The following is a 23,088-nucleotide window of genomic DNA, read 5'->3' as shown; positions in this document are numbered from 1 at the left end:
GCTCCATCAGTTCTGCGACGGGTCGGACAGGTCGTCGAGTGCGGCCCGTACCAGGTCGTCCACGGACATCGAGTCGATCTCGGGGTCGGTTCCGGAGCCGTCGGCCCCGGTCGGGGTGTGGCCGTTGCCATCGCCGTTGCCACTGCCGTTGCCATGGCCGTTGCCGTGGCCCCGGGGGTGGCCGTTGCCGTCGCCGTCGCCCCGGGGGTCGACGTGACCGGGCGTGCCGTCGGCGGCCAGCGCGAGCAGGGCGTCGAGCAGCCCGGCGTCGCGCAACCGCTCCAGCGGGAGCCCGGTGAGGGCGGCCCGCACCGCCGTCTCGGCCGCGCCGTCGGCGCCCGGCACCGCGGTGCCGGACGTGTCGCCGGTCAGTCCGGCGAGCACGTGCTCGGCGAGTGCCTGCGGTGTCGGGTGGTCGAACACCAGCGTCGCGGGCAGCGTCAGGCCGGTCGCCGCCGAGAGCCGGTTGCGCATCTCGACGGTGGCCAGCGAGTCGAAGCCGAGGTCCCGGAAGGGCCGGTCGGCGCCGACCCCGTCGGCGTCGTCGCGGCCGAGCACGCCGGCCGCGATCTCGCGGACCGTCCGGAGCACCGCGTCGAGCCGGGCCGCCGCGGGCAGCGCCAGCACCTGCTCGCGCAGCGCGTCCACCGGCGGGGCTCCCGGGCCCGTGCCGCGCCCGGGGGCCGTGTCGGCGCCGGGCATGTCCCGCAGCAGCGCCGTGGCCCGGGGGCCGGGCGCCGCCGGCCCCTCCACCGCGACGACGACCGCGTTGTCGGCGCCCTCGGCGACGAGCTGGCGCAGCACGGTGCAGGCCCGGCCGGGGTCGAGCGCACCGAGCCCGGCCCGGCGGGCGTGCTCGGTCGCGTCGGCGCCCTGCGCCATGCCCCCGCCCGCCCAGGCACCCCAGGCGATCGAGGTGCCCGCGGCGCCGCGGGCCCGCCTGCGGGCGGCGAGCGCGTCGAGCACCGCGTTGGCCGCGGCGTAGTTGGCCTGGCCGGGGTTCCCGACCGCCGAGGACGCCGAGGAGAACAGCACGAAGGCGTCCAGGTCGCCGGTGAGCTCGTCGAGCAGCAGCGCCGGGGCGACCTTGGCGTGGAACACCTCGGTGAACCGGTCGGGGGTGAGCCGGTCGAGGACGCCGTCGTCGAGCACACCGGAGGCGTGGACGACCCCGGTGAGCGGGTGCTCGTCCGGGATCGCGGCGAGCACCGCGGCCAGCCGGTCGCGGTCCGCCGCGTCGCCGGCGACGACCTCGGCGTGCGCGCCGAGCCCGGCCAGCTCCGCGGTCAGCTCCGCGGCGCCCGGGGCGTCCGGGCCGCGGCGGCTCAGCAGCACCAGCCGGCGGGCACCGGCCCGGGCCAGGTCGCGGGCCACGTGCCCACCCAGTGCGCCGGTCCCGCCGGTGACCAGCACGGTCCCCCGCGGCTCCCACGTCGTGGCGGGACGCGGCGCGGGTGCGGGCAGCAGCCGCCGCCCGTACAGGCCGTGCGGGCGGACCGCGAGCTGGTCCTCGCCGTCCCGGCCGGTGAGCGCGGCGGCGAGGCCGCGCACGGTCCGGGCGTCGGTGGCGGGCCCGAGGTCGACCAGGCCGCCCCACCGGTCCGGGTACTCCATGGCCGCGACCCGGCCCAGGCCCCAGACGGCGGCGGCACCGAGGTCGTCCCCGACCGGGTCGTCGGCGGCGACCGAGACCGCGCCGCGGGTCAGCACCCACAGCGGTGCGGTGACCCCGGCGTCGCCCAGCCCCTGCAGCAGCGTCGTGACCCGGGCGGCCGCGGCCGGCCCACCGTGCGGGTCGGCCGGGCCGGGCAGGGCGAGGACACCGTGCAGGGTCGCGGCCTCGGTCGCGGCTCCGGTCGCGGCGACCAGCCGGGCCACCTCGGTGCGGTCCGCGTCCGCGGTGACCGAGGTCCACACCGGCTCGATCCCGGTGGCCGCGGCCAGGTCCGCGACCATCCCGGCGTCCGGGCCCGCGGGGTCCCCGACGACGAGCCAGGGCCCGCCGGGGACCGGGTCGCGGCCGGTCACCGGCCGCCAGCCGATCCGGTGCCGGACCGCGTCGAGCGCGTCGGCCTCCCGGCGGCGTTCCCGCCAGCCCAGCAGGCCGGGCAGGACCTCGGCGAGGGCGTCGGCGTCGACGTCGAGCTCGTCCGTGGCGTGGTCGCCGGAGAGCAGGTCCCACAGCTCGTCCCCGGCGCCGTCGTCCGGGCCGGGCCGGGCGGCCGATGCCGGGGTCGCCGCGGTGGTGCTCCAGTAGCGCTCGCGCTGGAACGGGTAGGTGGGCAGGTCGACGCGCCGGGCCGGGACCCCGGCGAAGACACCGGCCCAGTCGACGGCGGCGCCGCGCACGTGCAGCCGGGCGAGCGCGCCGAGCAGGGATTCCTCCTCGTCGTGGTCGCGGCGCAGCGCCGGGACCGCGACCGGGTCGGTGGCCGCGCCGGTGCCGAGCTCGCCGATCAGCGACGACAGCGACGCGTCCGGCCCGAGCTCGAGCACGGTGCGGGCACCGCGCGCGGCGAGGGTCGCGGCGGCGTCGGCGAACCGGACGGTGTCGCGGACGTGGGCCACCCAGTGGGCGGGGGTGTGCACCGGCCCGGTCCCGGTGCCGTCGGCGGTGACGACCGGGATGCGGGGCCGGTTCCAGGTCAGCGACGCGGCGACGGCGCCGAACTCCTCGAGCACCGGGTCCATCAGCGCCGAGTGGAACGCGTGGGACACGACCAGCTCGCGGTGCCGCCAGCGGCCGGCGACGGCGAGGACCGCCTCCCGGGGGCCGGCCAGCACGACCGACTCCGGACCGTTGACCGCGGCGACCGCGACGGTGTCCGCCGGGTCACCGGTGAGGTGCGCGCGCACCTCGTCCTCGCCGGCGCGGACCGCGACCATCGTGCCGCCGCGGGGCAGTGCCTGCATGAGCCGCGCCCGGGCCGAGACCAGGGTGCAGGCGTCGTCGAGGTCGAGCACGCCGGCCACGTGGGCGGCGACGAGCTCGCCGACCGAGTGCCCGGCCAGCAGGTCCGGGATGACCCCCCAGGACTCGACCAGCCGGTACAGCGCCACCCCGACCGCGAACAGCGCGGGCTGGGCGACGCCGGTCTCGGCGAGCGCGTCCGGGTCGTCGCCCCAGAGGGCGTCGCGGACGCCGTCGGGCATCCGGTCGAGGACCGCGTCGAACGCGTCGGCGAAGACCTCGAACCGGGCGTGCAGCTCGCGTCCGGCGCCGGGGCGCAGCGCGCCCTGGCCGGGGAAGACCATCGCGAGCCGGCCGGTGCGGGTGACCTCGCCGGACACGAGGTGCCGGGCCGGGGACCCGGTGGCCAGCGCGTCGAGGCCGGCGAGCAGTGCCCCGCGGTCGGCGGCGAGCACCACCGCGCGGTGCTCGAACGCGGCCCGCCCGGTCGCGGCGGAGAACGCGATGTCGGCCGGGACGGCGCCGTCGTGGGCGGCGACGGCGCGCAGCGCGGACGCGCGGGCCCGCAGCGCCGCGGGTGTGCGGGCCGAGACCGGCACCGGGAGCAGGGTGCGGGCCACCGGCGCCTCCGGGGCGGGTGCGGGAGGCTGTGGCTCGGCCTGTTCCAGCACGACGTGGGCGTTGGTGCCGCTGGCGCCGAACGAGGAGACCGCGGCCCGGCGGGGGCGGCCGGTCTCCGGCCATGCCTGCGGAGCGGGCACCAGCCGGACCGCGCCGGAGGACCAGTCCACCCGCGAGGTCGGGGTGTCCGCGTGCAGCGAGCCGGGCACGGTGCCGTGCTGCATCGCCATGACCGTCGCGATCACCCCGGCGACGCCGGAGGCCGCCTGGGTGTGGCCCAGGTGGGATTTCACCGCGCCGAGCAGCAGGGGATGCTCGCGCTCGCGGCCGTAGGTGGCCAGCAGCGCCTGGGCCTCGATCGGGTCGCCGAGCCGGGTGCCGGTGCCGTGGGTCTCCACGACGTCGACCTCGTGCGCGGCGAGCCCGGCCGCGGCCAGCGCGCGGGTGATCACGCGCTGCTGGGCGGGTCCGCTGGGGGCGGTGAGCCCGTTCGAGGCGCCGTCGGAGTTGATCGCCGAGCCGCGGACGAGGCCGAGCACACGGTGCCCGAGCCGGCGTGCGTCCGACAGCCGCTCGAGCACCAGCACACCGGCGCCCTCGGCCCAGGCGGTGCCGTCGGCCTCCTCGGCGAAGGGCTTGCAGCGCCCGTCCGGGGACAACGCGCCCTGGGTGCTGAACTCGACGAACCCGACCGGGGTCGACATCACGGTGACACCACCGGCCAGCGCCGCGGTGCACTCGCCGGTCCGCAGGGCCTGTGCCGCGAGGTGCAGCGAGACCAGCGACGACGAGCAGGCGGTGTCCACCGACACCGTCGGACCCTGCAGGCCCAGGGTGTAGGCGACCCGCCCGGACAGCAGGCTCGCCGACTGCGCGGTCTGCCACTCCTGGCCGTAGGTGTCGGCGGAGACGCGGTACTCGCCGCTGCCGCCGCCGATGAACACGCCGGTGTCGGAGCCGCGCAGCACCGACGGGTCGATGCCGGCCCGTTCCAGGGCCTCCCAGCAGGTCTCGAGCACGATCCGCTGCTGCGGGTCCATCACCACGGCCTCGCGCGGGGAGACGGAGAAGAAGTCCGCGTCGAACCCGGCGACGTCGTGCAGGAACCCGCCGCGGCGGGTGACACTGGCGAGACCGTCCAGGTCCCAGCCGCGGTCGGTGGGCATGTCGCCGGTCGCGTCGACGCCGTCGCGCACGAGCTCCCACAGGTCCTCCGGCGAGGTGACCCCGCCCGGGTACCGGCAGGCCATGCCGACGATCGCGATCGGCTCCCCCGCCGCCGCGGCGGCCGGTGCGGGCGCCGCCGCGGCGGCGACGGTCGCACCGCCGAGCTCCGCGAGCAGGTGCCGCGCCAGCTCGGCCGGGGTCGGGTGGTCGAACACGAGCGACGCGGGCAGTGCCAGCCCGGTCGCTGCGCCGAGCCGGTCCCGCAGGTCGACGGCGGTGAGCGAGTCGACGCCCAGGTCCCGGAACGGGACGTCACGGTCGACCGCGGCCGGGTCGTCGTGGCCCAGCACGCGGGCGGCGACGGCGCACACCATCTCGGTCAGCTCCGCGGCCCGGGCGCCCTCGGGGAGCTCGGCGAGGCGCGCCCGCAGCGCACCGTCGTCGCCGGCGCCCGGCCGGTCGGCGGGCGCGGCCTCGGGCAGCAGGGCCAGCAGCCCGTCCGGTCCGCCCTGGGCCAGGGTCGGCGCGAGCAGCTCCCAGGCCACGTCGGCGACGACCTCCTCCGGTCCGCCGCCGGCGACGGCGGCCGCCAGCGCGGCGAGCGCGGTGTCCGGCTCCAGCTCGGGCAGCCCGTGCAGCCGCAGGTGCGCGGCCACGTCGGCCGTCGACGAGCCCGTCCACGGCCCGAACGCGACGGCGGTGGCGGGCAGGTCGCGCGCCCGGCGGGCGCGGGCCAGCCCGGCGGCGCGGGCCCCGGCGGCGGCCTCGTCGGCCCGGCCGCGGACGTGCCAGGTGCCGGCGACCGAGCCCAGCATCACGAACGCGGTCAGCTCGTGGTCCGCGACGAGCGCGTCGAGCTCGGCGGGGGTCCAGCGGGCGTCCGGTCCCCCGCCGTGCACGACGGCGGTGACCTCCGCGGGCACACCGTCGCTGTGGCCGAGGACGGTCACCTCGGTCCCGGCGGGGTCGAACCCGGTGCCGGGCGCGTCGGTGAGCAGCAGTGCCCGCGCACCGGCGGCGGCCAGCGCCGTCAGCACCCGGGGGTCGGTCCCGTCGGCGAGGACGGTCGCGCCGGTGACCCACCCGGTGGACCCGCCGGGCGCACCGCCCGGGACGCGGACCAGGCGCCGGGCGTGCACCCGGCCGTCGCGGACCGCGAGCTCGCCGGGGCCCGCCGTGCGCGGCAGGTCCACCGCGGTGCTCGGGTCGGTGCTCCCGGCACTCCCGGCGCTTTCGGCACTCCCGGCGGCCCCGGCGGTCCCGGCGCTCCCGGCGGGGAGGTCGACCCGCACCACGGTGCGGTCCGGGTGCTCCCGGGCGGCGACCGCCGTCCGGGCCCAGCGGTCGGCCTGGTCGGGGTCGCCCTGCTCACCGTCCAGGGCGACGGCGCCGCGGGTCAGCACCCAGAGCGCGGCCCGGGAGCCGGCCTCGTCCAGCGCGGCGAGCAGCGCGGCGGGGTCCGGGGCGTCCGCCGCGCCGAGGTCGAGGAGGACCCGTCGTGCGGCGGCGAGGGTGTCGGGGTCGGCACCGGCGGGCACCGTCTCCGGCCCGGTGGGTGCCGTCGGGACGTCCACGACCGGCCACTCGACCCGGTAGCGGGTCGCGGCGGCGGCGTCACGGGTCCGGCGGCGGCGTCGCCACGAGCCCAGCGCGGGCAGGACGGCGTCGACGGTGTCGCCGTCGAGGCCCAGCTCCTCGGCCACTCGGTCCCGGTCGGACCGTTCGACGGCCGACCACAGCTCGGTCTCGGCCGGGTCCGCGGCACCGGGTGCCGCGCCGGCGGCGATCGTCGCCGGCCAGTACCGCGTCCGGCGGAACGGGTAGGTCGGCAGGTCGGCGCCGGGGCCCTCGCCCAGCGGCCAGCCGCTCCAGTCGACGTCGGTGCCCGCGGTGTGCAGCCGGGCCAGCGCGACCGCGAGGGTGTGCTCCTCGTCGCGGTCGCGGCGCTGCACCGGCACGACGGTGACGTCGTCGGCGACCGCGGCGAGCGCGGCGTCCGGGCCGACCTCGACGAACGTCGTCGTACCCGCGGCGCGCAGCGCGGTGACCGCGTCGGCGAAGCGGACGGTGTCGCGGACGTGGGACACCCAGTACTCGGGGTCGGTGACGTCACCCGCCGCCTCGACCGGGATGAGCGGCGGCGCGAGCTCCAGGCCCGCCACGACGGCCCGGAACTCGTCGAGGACCGGGTCCATGAGCGGGGAGTGGAACGCGTGCGAGACGGTCAGGACACGGTGCCGGAACCCGGCGGCGGCCGCGGTGACGGCGTCGGTGTCCCCGGCCAGCACCACCGAGTCCCGGCCGTTGACCGCGGCGAGCGCGACGACCCGGCCGGGGGTGTCGTCCAGGTGCGGGGCCACCTCGTCCTCCGAGGCGGCGACGGCGACCATGGCGCCCTGCTCGGGCAGGGCGTCCATCAGGCGGGCGCGGGCCGCGACCAGCGCGGCCGCGTGCTCGAGGGTCAGCACCCCGGCGACGTGCGCGGCGGTGATCTCGCCGATCGAGTGGCCGGCGACCCGGTCCGGGTGGATCCCGAACGACCCGAGCAGCCGGTGCAGGGCGACCTCGACCGCGAACAGCGCGGGCTGCGCCCATCCGGTGCGCTGCAGCGTGGCGGCGTCCCCGGACCGGACGACGTCGCCGAGCGGACGGTCGAGGTGGACGTCGAGGTGGGCGCAGACCTCGTCGAACGCGGCGGCGAAGACCGGGAACCGGTCGTACAGCGCGGCGCCCATGCCCGGCCGCTGGCTGCCCTGGCCGGTGAACAGGAACGCGGTGCCACCGCTGCCGCGGGCGACGCCGCGGGCGAGCTCCTCGACGGTCCCGTCGGTCCCGTCGGTCCCGGCGAGGAGCACCGCGCGGTGTGCGAGCGTGGCGCGGCCGTGCACCAGGGTGCGGGCGACGGCGGCCCGTCCGGCGTCGTCGGCGGGTGCCGGCGGGAGGGCGGCGAGCTGCTCGTCGAGGGCGTCGGCGGCGGCGGCCGACACCGGCCACGGCACGGCACCGGCCGGCGGAGCCGGGGCGGGCACCGGGTCGGGGCCCGCCTCCAGCACGACGTGCGCGTTGGTGCCGGACAACCCGAAGGCCGAGACCCCGGCCCGCCGCGGGCGACCGGTCTCCGGCCACGCGGTGGTGTCCTGCACCAGCTCCAGCGGCCCGCCCGCCCAGTCCACGTGCGGGGACGGGGTGGCGGCGTGCAGGGTCCGCGGGAGGACGCCGTGCCGCATCGCCAGCACCATCTTGATCACACCGGCCATCCCGGCCGCGGCCTGGGTGTGGCCCAGGTTGGACTTCACCGAGCCGATCAGCAGCGGGTGGTCGCGCCGCCCCGCGAAGGTGCCGGACAGTGCGCGGGCCTCGATCGGGTCGCCGAGCACGGTGCCGGTGCCGTGCGCCTCGACGGCGTCGACCTCGGCCGGGGCGAGCCCGGCGTCGGCCAGCGCGGCGGCGATGGCCCGCTGCTGCGACGGCCCGTTGGGGGCGGTGAGCCCGTTGGAGGCGCCGTCGGAGTTCACCGCGGAGCCGCGGACCAGGCCCCACACGGTGTGTCCGTTGCGGCGGGCGTCGGAGAGCCGCTCCAGCACCAGCATCCCGGCACCCTCGGACCAGCCGGTGCCGTCGGCGCCGTCGGCGAAGGCCTTGCAGCGCCCGTCCGGGGCCAGCCCGCCCTGCGCGCTGAACTCCACGAAGGCATCCGGTGTGGACATGACCGAGACGCCGCCGGCGAGTGCGAGCCCGACCTCGCCGGAACGCAGCGCCCGGGTCGCCCAGTGCAGCGCGACCAGCGACGACGAGCAGGCGGTGTCGACGGTGACGGCCGGTCCCTCGGTGCCGAGCACGTAGGCCAGCCGGCCGGACAGCACCGACGCGGTGGTGCCGGTCGCGGCGTGGCCGAGCACCTCGGCGTCGCCGGCGCGGCGCAGCACCTCCCCGTAGTCCTGGCCGTTGGTGCCGACGAACACACCGGTGCCGGTGCCGCGCAGCGTGGACGGGTCGATGCCGGCCCGCTCCAGCGCGGTCCACGCGGTCTCCAGCACCAGGCGCTGCTGCGGGTCCATCGCCAGCGCCTCGCGCGGGGAGATCCCGAAGAACGCGGCGTCGAAGTCGGCGACCCCGGTCAGGAACCCGGCGCGGGTGGTCGCGGTGTGTCCGGCCAGCGCGTCCAGGTCCCAGCCGCGGTCGGTGGGGAACCCGGTGATGGCGTCGCCGCCGTTCTCCAGCAGCGTCCACAGGTCCTCCGGCGAGGCGATCCCGCCGGGGAAGCGGCAGCCGAGGCCGACGACGGCGATCGGGTCGTCGTCGGCCGCGGCGGTGACGGGCCCGGCCGGGACCACGCCGTCGGAGGCCTCCGGCCCGCCCAGCTCGGCGAGCAGGAACGCGGTGAGCTCACGCGGGGTCGGGAAGTCGAACACCAGCGACGCGGGCAGGGTGAGCCCGGTCGCGGCGGCGAGCCGGTTGCGCAGCTCCAGGGTGGTCAGCGAGTCGAACCCGAGGTCGCGGAACGCGCGGTCGTCGTCCACGGCGGCGGCGTCGGCGTGCCCGAGCACCGCGGCGGCCTCACCGCGGACCAGGGCGGCGAGCGCGGCCCGGTCCCCCGGCCGGGGCCGCACGTCCGGTGCGGGGGCACCCGTGGTGCGGGCCCGGGCCTCGGCCAGGTCCGAGAGCAGCGGCAGCGGGCGCAGCGCGGTGAAGGCCGGCAGGAACCGGTCCCAGTCGATGTCGGCCAGCACGGTCGCGGTGTCGCCGCGGTCGAGCGCCCGGTCGAGCGCGGCGACCGCGCGTTCCGGTGCCAGCGGGACCAGACCGCCGCGGCGCACCCGGTCGGCGACCACGCCCCGGTCGGCCATGCCGGCGCCGGCCCACGGTCCCCAGGCGAGTGCGGTCGCGGGGAGACCGGCGGCGCGACGGTGCTCGGCGAGTGCGTCGAGGTAGGCGTTGGCACCGGCGTAGACGCCCTGCCCCGGGGCACCCACGACGCCGGCGGTCGAGGTGAACAGCACGAAGGCCCGCAGGTCGAGGCCGCGGTCGACGGTGAGCTCGTGCAGGTTGCGGGCCCCGGTGACCTTCGGCCCGAGGACCGCGTCGACCGAGCCGGTGCTCACGGTGTCGAGCACGGCGTCGTCGACGACGCCGGCGGCGTGCACGACAGCGCGCAGCGGGCGGTCGGCGGGCACGGCGTCGAGGACGGCGGCCAGCGCCTCGCGGTCGGTGACGTCGCAGGCGACGGCGTCGGCGCCGGTACCGGCCTCGCGGAGCGCGGCGACCAGCTCGGCGGCACCGGGCGCGTCCGCGCCGCGACGGCCGAGGAGCAGCACGTGCGCGGCCCCGCGGGCGGCGAGCCAGCGGGCCACGTGCCCTCCGACGCCACCGGTACCGCCGGTGACCAGCGCGGTCCCGCCGGACAGGTCGACGGACCCGCCCGCCGAGCCGAGGGCGCCACGGCCGGTGTCGCGCACCAGACGGCGGGCGTACACCCCGGACGCGCGCACGGCGACCTGGTCCTCGTCACCACCGGCGGCGAGCACGGCGGGCAGCCGGCGCAGTGCCGCCGTGTCGGTGCCCGCCGGGAGGTCGACGAGGCCGCCCCACCGCTGCGAGACCTCCATCGCGGCGACCCGGCCGACGCCCCAGGCGACCGCCCCGACCGGGGCGGCGACCGTCTCCGAGCGGCCGATCGCGACGGCGCCCCGGGTCAGGCACCACAGCGGCGCGTCGACGCCGGCGTCACCGAGCGCCCCGACCGCCGCCGCCACCCGGGCGGTCAGGTCGGCGGCGGTGGCGCCGGTGTCGGGGCCGGTGTCGCCGAGCAGCAGGAGGACACCCCGGGGTGGTGTGTCCGTGTCCCCGGTGACCACCCCGGCGACCGCCTCGGCGAGTGCGGCGCGGTCGGCCAGGATGCGGGGGCCGCCCGGTACCGCCGTGGCGGGGGCGCCGAGCGCGTCGAGCACGGCGGCGGTCCAGGTGCCGTCGTCGTGCGGCAGCACCAGCCAGTCCCCGCCCGCCGGGGACGCGTCCGGCACGGGTCCGACCGGCTTCCAGGTGACGGTGTAGCGGCAGCGGTCGACGTCGGCGCGCTCGCGGATGTCGTGGCGGCGGGCGGCCAGCGCCGGGACGAGATCGGCGACCGCGGCGGGCTCGAGGTCGAGCGCGGCGGCGACGGCGTCGGTGTCGCCGCGCTCGACGGCGTCCCAGAACGCGGCGTCGGCCGGGTCGGCCGTGGCACCGGTGTCGGCGGTCGCGGGGGCGGCCTCCGGCCAGAACCGGGTGCGCCGGAACGGGTAGGTCGGCAGGGCGACCGTGCGCGCACCGGTGCCGTCGAACACCGCGGCGGGGTCCGTCGCGGTGCCGTGCACGGCGAGGGTGGCGAGCGCGACGGCGACGCTCGCGGTCTCCGTGCGGTCCCGGCGCAGCAGCGGGACCAGGACGGAGTCGTCGCCGTCCGGGCCGGGGCAGGCGCGGGCGGCGGCGCACAGCACACCGTCCGGGCCGAGCTCGACGAAGCTGCGGGCGCCGTCGGCATGCGCCCGGGTCACCGCCGCGGCGAACCGGACCGGCTCGCGGACCTGACGCACCCAGTACTCGGCGGTGAGCGGCTCCGCGGCGGTCAGCGGGGCGCCGGTCAGGGTGGACACGACCGCGATCTCGGGTGCGACGGCCGGGATCCCGGCGGCGACGGCGCGGAACGCCTCGAGCATGCCGTCCATCCGCGGCGAGTGGAAGGCATGGCTCACCCGCAGCGCGGTGGTGCGGCGCCCCCGCGCGGCCAGTGCCTCGGCCACCGCGCGGACCTCGTCGGCCTCACCGGAGAGCACCAGCGACCGCGGCCCGTTGACGGCGGCGACGCCGACCCCGGCGGTGAGCAGCTCGGTGACCTCCTCCTCGGTGGCCTCGACGGCGACCATCGCGCCGCCGTCGGGCAGGGCTTCCATCAGGCCGGCGCGGGCGGCGACCAGGCGGCAGGCGTCGGGCAGGGTCAGCGCGCCGGCGCAGTGCGCTGCGGCGATCTCGCCGACCGAGTGACCGACGAGCACGTCCGGGCGCAGCCCCCAGGACACCGCCAGCCGGTAGAGGGCGACCTGCAGGGCGAACAGCGCGGGCTGGGCGGCGCCGGTCCGGTCGATCCGCTCGGCGGCGGCCGGTGTCTCGTCGAGCAGCAGCGGACGGACCGGGGCGTCGAGCAGCGTGTCCAGGTGTGCCAGCACCTCGTCGAGGGCCTCGGCGAACACCGGGAAGTGCCGGTAGAGCCCGGCGCCGGCGCCCGCCCGCTGGCTGCCCTGGCCGCTGAACAGGAACGCCGTCCGTCCGCGGCCACCGGGCCCGGGGCGGACCAGCGCGGGGTCGGGCCGGTCGTCGCGCAGCGCGCCGAGTGCACGGGTGAGCTCGCCGGTGTCGGCCGCGACGACCGCGGCCCGGTGCTCGAACGACGTGCGGGTCGTGGCGACCGAGTGGGCGAGGTCGGCCGGTCGGACCGACGGCTCGTCGCCGAGCAGCTCCAGGAGCGCGGCGGCCTGGGCGCGCAGCGCACCGGCGTCGCGGGCCGAGAGCACCAGCGGGACCTCGCGCCCGTCGGCCTCGGGTCCGTCGATCTCGGGGGCGCCGGTCTCGGTACCGCCGAGCGGGGTGGCGGCGAGCAGGCCCGGTCCCTGCTCCAGCACGGTGTGCGCGTTGGTGCCGGACAGCCCGAACGACGAGACCGCGGCACGGCGCGGGCCGGTGGTCTCCGGCCACTCCTGGGGCCGCTGCGGCAGCGTGATCGTCCCGGACGACCAGTCGACGTGGGTGGTCGGAGTGGCCGCGTGCAGGGTCGGCGGCACGATGCCGTGCTGCATCGCCAGCACCATCTTGATCACGCCGGCGACGCCGGAGGCCATCTGGGTGTGGCCGATGTTGGACTTCACCGAGCCGAGCACCAGCGGGGCCCGCCCGGCGCGCTCGCCGTAGGTGCTCTGCAGGGCCCGCATCTCGATCGGGTCGCCGAGCGCCGTTCCGGTGCCGTGCCCCTCCACGACGTCGACGTCGGCGGGGGTCAGACCCGCCTCGCCCAGCGCGGCGGTGATCACCCGCTGCTGCGCGGGACCGCTGGGGGCGGTGAGCCCGTTGGAAGCGCCGTCCTGGTTGATCGCGCTGCCGCGGACCACCGCGAGGATCGGGTGCCCGTGGCGTTCCGCCTCCGAACGGCGGGTCAGCAGCAGCATGCCGACCCCCTCGGCGAGGGTCATGCCGTCGGCGTCGTCGGAGTAGGCCTTGCAGCGGCCGTCGGCGGCGAGTGCGCGCTGCCTGCTGAACCCGACGAACGCGCCGGGGGTGGCCAGCACGCTGACACCGCCCGCGAGGGCCATCGTGGACTCGCCGTCGCGCAGCGAGCGGCAGGCCAGGTGCAGCGCCACCAGCGAGGAGGAGCAGGCCGTGTCCAGGGTGACCGCCGGGCCCTCCAGGCCGAGCAGGTAGCTCACCCGCCCGGACAGGATCGACGACAGCGTGCCGGTGACGAGGTGGCCCTCGGCGCCGTCGGACGGGTCGCCGCCGGAGGCACCGGCGCGGACGTTGTCGTAGTCCTGGTAGCTGGCCCCGACGAAGGTGCCGACCCGGGTCCCGCGCAGGCTGGACGGGTCGATCCCGGCGCGTTCGACGGTCTCCCACACGGTCTCCAGGACCAGGCGCTGCTGCGGGTCCATCGCGAGTGCCTCGCGCGGGGAGATCCCGAAGAACGCGGCGTCGAAGTCGGCGACCCCGGAGAGGAACCCGCCCCGCACCGAGTAGGTGCTGCCCGCGGCGTCGGGGTCGTCGTCGAACAGGGCCGCGGCGTCCCAGCCACGGTCGGCGGGGAAGGTGTCGATGGCGTCGCCGCCGTCCACCATGAGCTGCCAGAGGTCGTCGGGCGAGGTGACCCCGCCCGGATAGCGGCACCCCATCCCGACGACGACGATCGGGTCGTCGGCCAGGTCGGCGCGCGCCGCGGGGCGCGGCACGACGGGCCCGGCGGCCCCGGTGCCGCCGCCGAGCTCGCCGTCGAGGAAGCGGGCCAGCGCGACCGGGTCCGGGTGGTCGAACACCATCGTGGTCGGCAGGGTGAGTCCGGTGGCGGCGACGAGCCGGTTGCGCAGGTCGACGGCGGTGAGCGAGTCGAACCCGACGTCGCGGAACGCCCGGCCCTCGGCGAGCTCGTCCGGTCCGCCGAGGCCGAGCACGGCGGCGGCGGTGGTCCGGACCAGGTCCAGTAGGGCGCGGTCGCGGTCGGCGGGGGTGAGCTCGCGCAGCCTGCGGGCCAGCCCGGCGTCGCCGCCCGCGGCGGGGTCGGCGGCGGCCAGCGCGGCGACCTCGGGGACCTCGTCGAACAGCGTCGTCGGCCGCGCCGCGGTGAACACCGGGTGGTAGCGGCGCCAGTCGATGTCGGCCAGCGTCAGATCGGCCTCGCCGGTCTCGACGGCCCGCTGCATCGCGTCCAGCGACAGGCGGGCGTCCATGAACACCAGGCCGCTGCCGGTGATCTGCTCGGGGTCGATCCGGCCGAGTCCGAGGTCGTCGGACCAGATGCCCCAGGACAGCGCCGTCGCGGCCAGGCCGCGGGCCCGGCGGTGGCGGGCGAGCGCGGACAGGTAGGCGTTGGCCCCCACGTAGGCGGCGTGGTGGCCGCTGCCCCAGGCACCGGAGATCGAGGAGAACAGGACCAGCTCGGCGACGTCGTCGCCGAGCAGCCGGTCCAGGTTCGCCGCGCCGGTGACCTTGGCGTGCAGCACCCGCTCCACCTGTGCGGGATCGGTCTCGGCGATGCTGCCGAGCTCGATGACCGCGGCGGTGTGCAGCACGGTGTGCACGGTGCGCCCGGCCGCGGCCAGGTCGTCGAGGACGGCGGAGAGCGCGTCGAGGTCGGTGATGTCGCAGGACCGGATCTCGACGTCGGCGCCCAGCCCGGTCAGGTCCGCGGCGAGCTCGGCGGCACCGGGGGCATCGGGTCCGCGCCTGCTGAGCAGCACCAGGTGCTCGGCGCCCTGGTGTGCCGCCCACCGGGCGACGTGCGGGCCGAGCGTGCCGGTGCCGCCGGTGATCACGGTGGTGCCGTCGAACGACCACGGGCGCGGCCGGTCGTCGCGGGCGGCGGCGCGCTCGATCCGGCGGGCCAGCGCCCCGGACGCGCGGATCGCGAGCTGGTCCTCGCCGGTGCCCCCGGCCAGGACCGAGACCAGCCGCTGGGCGGCGCGGCGGTCGAGCTCCGGAGGCAGGTCGACCGTGCCGCCCCAGCTGCGCGGGTGCTCCAGGGCCGCGGTCCAGCCGATCCCGGTCGCGATCGCCCGGACCGGGTGCGAGGGCGGGTCGGCCGGGCCGGTGCCGACCGCGCCCCGGGTGAGGGACCAGACCGGGGCCGTGAGCGGGCCGCCGTCCCGGTCGGGGTCGGTCAGCGCCTGGACGAGCGCGAGGGTCCAGGCCGCGCCGAGCGGCAGCGCGGGGTGGCCGGGGGTGGGGGCGTCGACGTCGCCGAGCAGCGACACCACACCCCGGACGCCGGTGCCGTCGGTGGCGGTGCCGTCCCGGGTGCCGTCCTGGGCGGGGTCCTGGGCGGACAGGCCGGCCAGCCGGCCGGCGAGCACCCCCCGGTCGGCGCAGGCCGCGTCGAGGGCGATGCGGTGCACCGTGGCGCCGTGCCCGCGCAGCGCGTCGGCGACGGCGTCGGCGTGCCCGGGGTCGGCGAGCTCCGACGTCGGGTCCGGTTCGACCAGCACCCAGGTGCCGTGCAGCGCCGCGAGCGGGAGCCGCCCGAGCGGGGTCCAGGTGGTGCGGTAGCGCCAGGAGTCGGTGGTGGAACGGTCCCGGCGCCTGCGCCGCCACTCCCCCAGAGCGGGCAGGACCGGTGCGAGCACGGCCTCGTCGACGCCGAGGTCGGCGGTGAGGGCCGGCAGGTCGGCGGCCTCGACGGCGTCCCAGAACGTGTCGTCGGGGGCCCCGTCCTCCCCGCCCGGGCGGGGCGGGAGCACCGGGTCGCTCCAGTACCGCGCGTTCTGGAACGGGTAGGTGGGCAGCCCGATGCGGCGGCCCGTGGCGGCACAGCGACCCCAGTCGACCGGCACACCGCGCACGGCGAGCGCCGCGGCGGAGGTGTAGAGCCGGTCCAGCCCGCCGTCGTCGCGCCGGAGCGTGCCGGTGACCACGGCGCGTGCGCCCGCGGCGGCGACGGTGTCCTCCAGCCCGGCGACGAGGACGGGATGCGCACCGACCTCCACCAGGGCCCGGTGGCCGGCGGTGAGCAGGGTCCGGACGGCCTCCTCCAGCCGGACCGTGCCGCGCAGGTTGCGGTACCAGTAGCCGGAGTCGAGCTCGGCACCGGTGACCCACTCGCCGGTGACGGTGGACAGGAAGGGCACCTGCGGTGCGAGCGGTGTGATCCCGGCCAGCTCGTCGGCGAGCTCGGACCGGATGTCCTCGACGTGCGCCGAGTGCGAGGCGTAGTCCACGGCGATCCGGCGGACCCGGACGCCGTCCGACGCGAGGGCCTCGAGGAGCTCGTCGAGGGCGGCGGAGTCACCGGACACCGCGACCGCGCCGGGCCCGTTCACCGCGGCCAGCGAGAGCCGCTCACCCCACGGCTCGATCCGGGCCGAGACCTGCTCGGCGGGCAGCGCGATCGAGGCGATGCCGCCGCGGCCGGACAGCCGCCTCGCGATCGCGAGGCTGCGCCGGGCGACGACCGCGGCGCCGTCGGCCAGGCTCAGCGCCCCGGCCACGCACGCCGCGGCGATCTCGCCCTGGGAGTGTCCGACGACCGCGTCCGGCTCGACGCCGAGGGAGCGCCAGAGGGCCGCCAGCGAGACCATCGCCGCCCAGGACGCGGGCTGCACGACGTCGACCCGGTCCAGGGTCGGGGCGCCGTCGACCTCGCGGAGCACGTCGAGCAGCGACCAGTCGACGTGCGGGGCCAGCGCGGCCGCGCACTCGGCGAGGCGCTCGGCGAAGACCGGGGACTGTTCGGCCAGCCGGGCCCCCATGCCGGCCCACTGGGCACCCTGGCCGGGGAAGACGAACGCGACCGGACCCGCCAGGTCCGCGACCCCGGTCACGACGTCCGCGGCCGCCGGGTCCGCCAGGGCCGCGGCCATCGCGGCGGTGTCGCGACCGACCACCACGGCGCGGTGCTCGAAGGCCGTTCGTGTGGTGGCCAGCGAGAACGCGACGTCCGCTGCGGCCGCGGGGACGGCATCGAGGTGGGCACGCAGCCGCGCCGTCTGGTCGGCGAGCGCCTCCGCGGTCCGCGCCGAGAGGGGCCAGGCGACGACGGGGCCGTCGGTGGCCGGCGGCTCGGTCGCCGTGGGCCCGGTCGCGGTGGGCACGGTCGCGGTGGGCTCGGTGGCCGGCTCCTCGGGAGCCTCCTCCAGGACCAGGTGCGCGTTGGTGCCGCTGATGCCGAACGCCGAGACCGCGCAGCGGCGGGGGCGCTCGCCACGCGGCCAGGGCCGCGCCGTGGTGAGCAGCTCCACGGCACCGGCGTCCCAGTCGATGTGCGACGAGGGCGTGCCGGCGTGCAGGGTGCGCGGCAGCAGGCCGGCCCGCAGCGCGAGCACCATCTTCAGCACGCTCGCGACGCCCGCCGCGGACTGGGTGTGCCCGATGTTGGACTTCACCGAGCCCAGCCAGAGCGGCCGCTCCGCGTCGCGGTCGCGGCCGTAGGTGGCGAGCAGCGCCTGGGCCTCCACCGGGTCGCCGAGCGCGGTGCCGGTGCCGTGCGCGTCGACCGCGTCGATCTCGTCGGCGGCGAGCCCGGCCGCGGCCAGCGCGGCCCGGATGACCCGCTGCTGCGACGGCCCGTTCGGGGCGGTGAGCCCGTTGGAGGCACCGTCCTGGTTGACCGCGGAGCCACGGACGACCGCGAGCACCTCGTGGCCGTGGCGGCGGGCGTCGGAGAGCCGTTCGACCAGCACGACGCCGACGCCCTCGGACACGGTCATGCCGTCGGCGTCGTCGGAGAACGCCTTGCACCGGCCGTCGCGGGCCAGCGCGCGCTGCCTGCTGAACGCGATCAGCGGCTTCGGGTTCGGCATGACCGTGACACCGGCGGCGACCGCGAGGTCGGACTCGCCCGACCGCAGTGATGCCACGGCCAGGTGCAGCGCGACCAGCGACGACGAGCAGGCCGTGTCCACCGTGACCGCCGGGCCCTCCAGCCCGAGCACGTAGGACAGCCGTCCGGACAGCACGCTGGGCAGGGTGCCGGTGACCTGGTAGCCCTCCGAGCCCTCCTCGCTGCCGCCGTACTCGGCGTAGCTGGCACCGACGAAGGCGCCGGTACGGGTGCCGCGCAACCCGGCCGGGTCGATCCCGGCCCGCTCGATCGACTCCCAGGTCGTCTGCAGCAGCAGCCGCTGCTGCGGGTCCATCCCGAGCGCCTCGCGCGGGCTGATCCCGAAGAATCCGGGATCGAAGTCGCCCGCCTCCGGCAGGAATCCCCCGGCCAGCGAGTAGGTCGCGCCGGGGGCGTCCGGGTCGGCGTCGAGCAGGGCGGCCACGTCCCACCCGCGGTCGGCCGGGAACTCGGTGATGGCGTCGACGCCGTCGTCGAGCAGGGCCCAGAACTCCTCGGGGGTGCCGGCGCCGCCGGGGAACCGGCAGCTCATCCCGACGATCGCGATCGGCTCGTCGGCCGGGCCCGCGGCGTGGACGGGGGTGTGCGGGGGGCCGTCGACCGCGGGGTCGGTCGCCCCGCCGAGCTCCCCGTCCAGGAACGCGGCGAGCACGGCCGGGGTGGGGTGGTCGAAGACCAGGGTGGCGGGCAGCTCGAGACCGGTGGCGTCGCCCACCGCGCGGCGCAGCTCGACCGCGGTCAGCGAGTCGACACCGAGGTCGCGGAACGGCAGGTCGAGGTCGATGCCCTCCGGGGAGTCGTGTCCGAGCACCGACGCGGCGGCGGCGCGGACCAGCGTGACGATCCTGCGGCGGCGCTCGGCGGGGGCCAGGCCGCGCAGCTCGCCGGCACCGGCACCGGCCGGGGCGGCCGCCACCGGTGTCGTCCGCTCGGCGAGGTCGGCGAGCAGCGGGCTGGGGCGCACCGAGGTGAACACGGGCAGGTAGCGGGCCCAGTCGACGTCGGCGACCGTGACGGTGGTGTCCCCGTCGGCCAGCGCCCGGACGAGCTCGTCGAGGGCCGCGTCCGGCGCGAGCAGGGCCAGTCCGCGTCGGGTGAGGTCGTCGGCGGTGTGCTCGGCGGCCATCCCGATCTCGCCCCACGGTCCCCACGCCACCGAGGTGGCGGTCAGGCCGCGGGCCCGGCGGGACTCGGCGAGGGCGTCGAGGTGTGCGTTGGCGGCCGCGTAGGCCGTCTGCCCGCCGCTGCCCCACACTCCGGCGATCGAGCCGACCAGCAGGAACAGGTCGAGATCGCGGTCACCGAGCAGCTCGTCGAGCAGCTCGGCGCCGGTGGCCTTGGCGGCCAGGACGGCGGCGAGCTCGTCGTCGGAGGTCTCGGCCAGTGCCGTGCGCTGGCCGAGACCGGCGGCGTGCACGACCCCGGTGAGCGGCAGCTCGTCGTCGCCCGCGGAGTCCAGGACGGTGGCGAGCGCGTCGCGGTCGGCCGCGTCGCAGGCGGCGAAGCGGACCTCGGCCCCGCGGGCCTCCAGGTCGGCGCGCAGCTCCTCGGCGCCGGGGGCGTCGGGACCGCGGCGCCCGGTGAGCACCAGCCGCCCGGCACCGAGGTCGGCGAGCCGCCCGGCGATGGCGGCACCCAGGCCACCGGTGCCACCGGTGACCAGGACGGTGCCGTGCACCCGGTACTGCTCGGGCAGCGGACGTCCGGGGCGCCGCGCCAGCCGACGGGCGAGCAGACCGGTGTCGCGGACGGCGAGCTGGTCCTCCCCCAGCCCGGACAGTGCCGACAGCACTCCCGCCGGCACCTCGGTCGGGTCGCCGCCTGCGGGCAGGTCGACGGTGCCGCCCCAGCGGTGCGGCAGTTCCAGGGCGACGGCGCGGCCGAACCCGGCGACGGCCGCCTGGTGCGGCGACCGGGCCAGGTCACCGCCGCCGGTGCCGACGGCCCCGCGGGTGATCGCCCACAGCGGTGCGTCGACCGCGCGGACGGCGGCGACGGTGAGTGCGAGCCCGCCCGAGAGCAGCGGGTGCGCCGACCCGTCGGCGGCGAGCAGCGACACCGCGCCGGTCCAGCGGCCCGACGGTGCGGCGCCGACCCGCTCGGCGAGCACGGCGTGGTCGGTGCAGGAGGCGTCGACCTCGACGAGGTGGACCCGGGCGCCGTGCACGCTCATCGCGTCGCGCAGGGCGGACGGGTCGAGCACGCCGGGGTCCGGCGCGCCGGCGGCCGGGGCGAGCAGCAGCCAGTCGCCGTCGAGCACCGGGCTGTCGGTGACCCGCACCGGGCTCCAGGTGACCCGGTAGCGCCAGCCGTCGAGCTGTGTGCGCCGACGGCTGCCCGAGCGCCACGACGACAGGGCGGGGAGCACCGCGTCGAGCGCGGCGCGGTCGCCGGCGGGCAGCCGCAGCAGGGCGCCGAGGTCCTCGGCGTCGCCGCGGTCGACGGCGTCCCACAGTGCCCCGTCCGCCGCCCCGCCCGCAGTGGTGCCCCGTGCCGGGCCGAGGTCGGCGACCGGCCAGAAGTGGGTGTGCTGGAAGGCGTAGGTGGGCAGTGCGACCCGTCGGGCTCCCGGGTACGGCGCGGCCGGCTCGGTGGCGACGCCGTCGACGTGCAGCCGGGCCAGCGCGGCCAGCGCGCAGAGGTCCTCCTCGCGGCCGGCGCGCAGGACCCCGGTGACGGTGGCCGCGTCGCCGAGCACCGCCCGGACGGCGGGAGCGAGCACGGTGTCCGGTCCCACCTCGACGACGGCGCCGGTGCCGGCGTCGCGCAACGCCGCGACCGCGTCGGCGAACCGCACGGTGGAGCGGACGTGGGCGACCCAGTAGTCCGGCGAGGCCAGGTCGCCCGCCACGGCCGGTGCCCCGGTGACGGTGGAGACCATCTCCAGTGCGGGCTCGGCGAACGTCAGGCCCTCGACGACCCGGCGGAACCCGTCGAGGACGGGCTCCATCAGGGGCGAGTGGAAGGCGTGGCTGACGTCGAGCCGGGTGGTGCGGCGGCCCTGCGCGGCGAACGTGGCGGCGACCCGCTCGGTGGCGTCGGCGGCACCGGAGAGCACGACCGAGGTCGGCCCGTTGACCGCCGCGACCGCGACGCCGTCGGTGAGCGCGGCGCGTGCCTGCTCCTCCGTGGTCTCGACGGCGATCATGGCCCCGCCGTCGGGCAGGGCGTCCATCAGGCGGCCGCGGGCGGCGACGAGCGCGGCGGCGTCGGCGAGGTCGAGGACCCCGGCGACGTGCGCGGCGGCGATCTCGCCGACCGAGTGCCCGCCGACCCGCGCCGGGCGCACGCCCCAGGAGGTGAGCAGGCGGTAGAGGGCGACCTCGACGGCGAACAGCGCGGGCTGGGCGTAGCGGGTCCGTCCGAGCAGCTCGGCCTCGGCGCTGCCCTCGGCGGCGTGCAGCACCTCGTACAGCGGGCGGTCCAGGTGCGGGTCGAGGGCGGCGACGACCTCGTCGAGGGCGGTGGCGAACGCGGGGAACCGCTCACGCAGCCGCGCCCCGGCGCCGGCGCGTTGGCTGCCCTGTCCGCCGAACAGCACGGCGACCGGTCCTGCGGCCGCGGCCCGTCCGGTGAGGACGCCGGGGTCCGGCTCGCCCGCGGCGAGTGCTGCGAGCCCGCGCAGCACCCCGTCCCGGTCGTCGGCGACGACCGCGGCCCGGTGCTCGAACGCCGACCGGGTGGTGGCCAGCGAGAACGCGACGTCGGCGAGGTCGGCGCCGGGCTGCTGCTCCAGCCGGGCGCGCAGCCGTGCGGCCTGGTCGCGGACGGCGCCCTCGGTGCGCCCGGACACGTGCAGCGCCACGGCGCCGGTGCCGGGGTCGATCACGGTGGGCGCCACGGCGGGGGCCGGCGGCGCCTGCTCCAGCACGATGTGGGCGTTGGTGCCGCTGATCCCGAAGGAGGACACCGCGGCCCGGCGGAGGCGGCCGGCCTCCGGCCAGTCCGTGGGCTCGGTGACCAGGTCGACGGCGCCGGACTCCCAGTCGACGTGCCGCGACGGCGTCCCGACGTGCAGGGTGCGCGGCACCCTGCCGTGCCGCATCGCCTGCACCATCTTGATCACTCCGGCGACACCGGCCGCGGCCTGTGTGTGCCCCAGGTTCGACTTCACCGAGCCGAGCAGCAGCGGGGTGTCCCGGTCCTGCCCGTAGGTGGCGAGCAGCGCCTGGGCCTCGATCGGGTCACCGAGCACCGTGCCGGTGCCGTGGGCCTCGACCACGTCGACGTCGGCGGTGGTCAGCCCGGCCGAACGCAGGGCCTGCCGGATGACGCGCTGCTGCGCCGGGCCGTTCGGCGCCATCAGGCCGTTCGAGGCGCCGTCGGAGTTGACCGCGCTGCCCCGGACCACGGCGAGCACCTCGTGCCCGTTGCGGCGGGCGTCGGACAGCCGCTCCAGGACGACGACGCCGACGCCCTCCGCCCAGCTGACGCCGTCGGCGGCGTCGGAGAACGCCTTGGACCGTCCGTCCGGTGCGAGCCCGCGCTGCCGGGAGAACTCGATCAGCGCGACGGGGGTGGACATGACGGTGACGCCGCCGGCCAGTGCGAGCGAGCACTCCCCCGCCCGCAGTGCCTGCATCGCCCAGTGCATCGCGACCAGCGACGACGAGCAGGCGGTGTCGAGGGTGACGGCCGGGCCCTCCAGCCCGAGGGTGTAGGCGACGCGGCCGGAGACGATGCTCGGCGAGGTGCCGCTGCCCTGCATCCCCTCGGACGGGGCCGTGCCCGCGCCGTAGTCGCTGTACATGACCCCGGCGAACACCCCGGTCCGGGTGCCGCGCAGGGTGCCGGGGTCGATGCCGGCGTGCTCGACGGCCTCCCAGGAGGCCTCGAGGAGCAGCCGCTGCTGGGCGTCGGTGGCGAGCGCCTCGCGCGGGCTCATGCCGAAGAACGCGGCGTCGAACTCGCCGGCGTCGTGCAGGAACCCGCCGGAACGGGTGTAGGACGTGCCGGGGTGGTCGGGGTCGGGGTGGTAGAGCGCGTCGAGGTCCCAGCCGCGGTCGACCGGCAGTCCGGACACCGCGTCGCGGCCCTCGTCGACCAGCCGCCACAGCTCGTCCGGGCCGCCGACGCCGCCCGGGTACCGGCAGCCCATGCCGACGACGACGATCGGGTCGTCCGCGGTCCGGGCCGCGGTGGTCGCCGGCGTCGGGGTGTCCGCGGTGGCCGCGGCACCGGCGAGCTCGGTGGTGACGTGCCCGGCCAGCACCCGCGGTGTGGGGTGGTCGAAGACCAGGGAGCCTTTTTCATCGTGAATCCGCTGCTCAGGGGCCTGATGAGGGCGGTGGTGCAGCTGGGTGAGCCTCCCGGTAGGACA

General features: G+C 77.9%; 1 pseudogene. It reads right to left on the bottom strand.

The features are described 5' to 3' along the window. Positions 1-6: 6 nt before the first annotated feature. Positions 7-23,010, bottom strand: a pseudogene (locus KPL59_RS22660) (type I polyketide synthase); the annotation flags it as partial. Positions 23,011-23,088: the final 78 nt, after the last annotated feature.

The organism is Pseudonocardia sp. ICBG1142 (genome assembly GCF_020496255.1).
Taxonomy (GTDB): Bacteria; Actinomycetota; Actinomycetes; order Mycobacteriales; family Pseudonocardiaceae; genus Pseudonocardia.
Note: the sequence above shows the minus strand (reverse complement) of the source record. Positions and strands in the feature narration are given on the sequence as shown.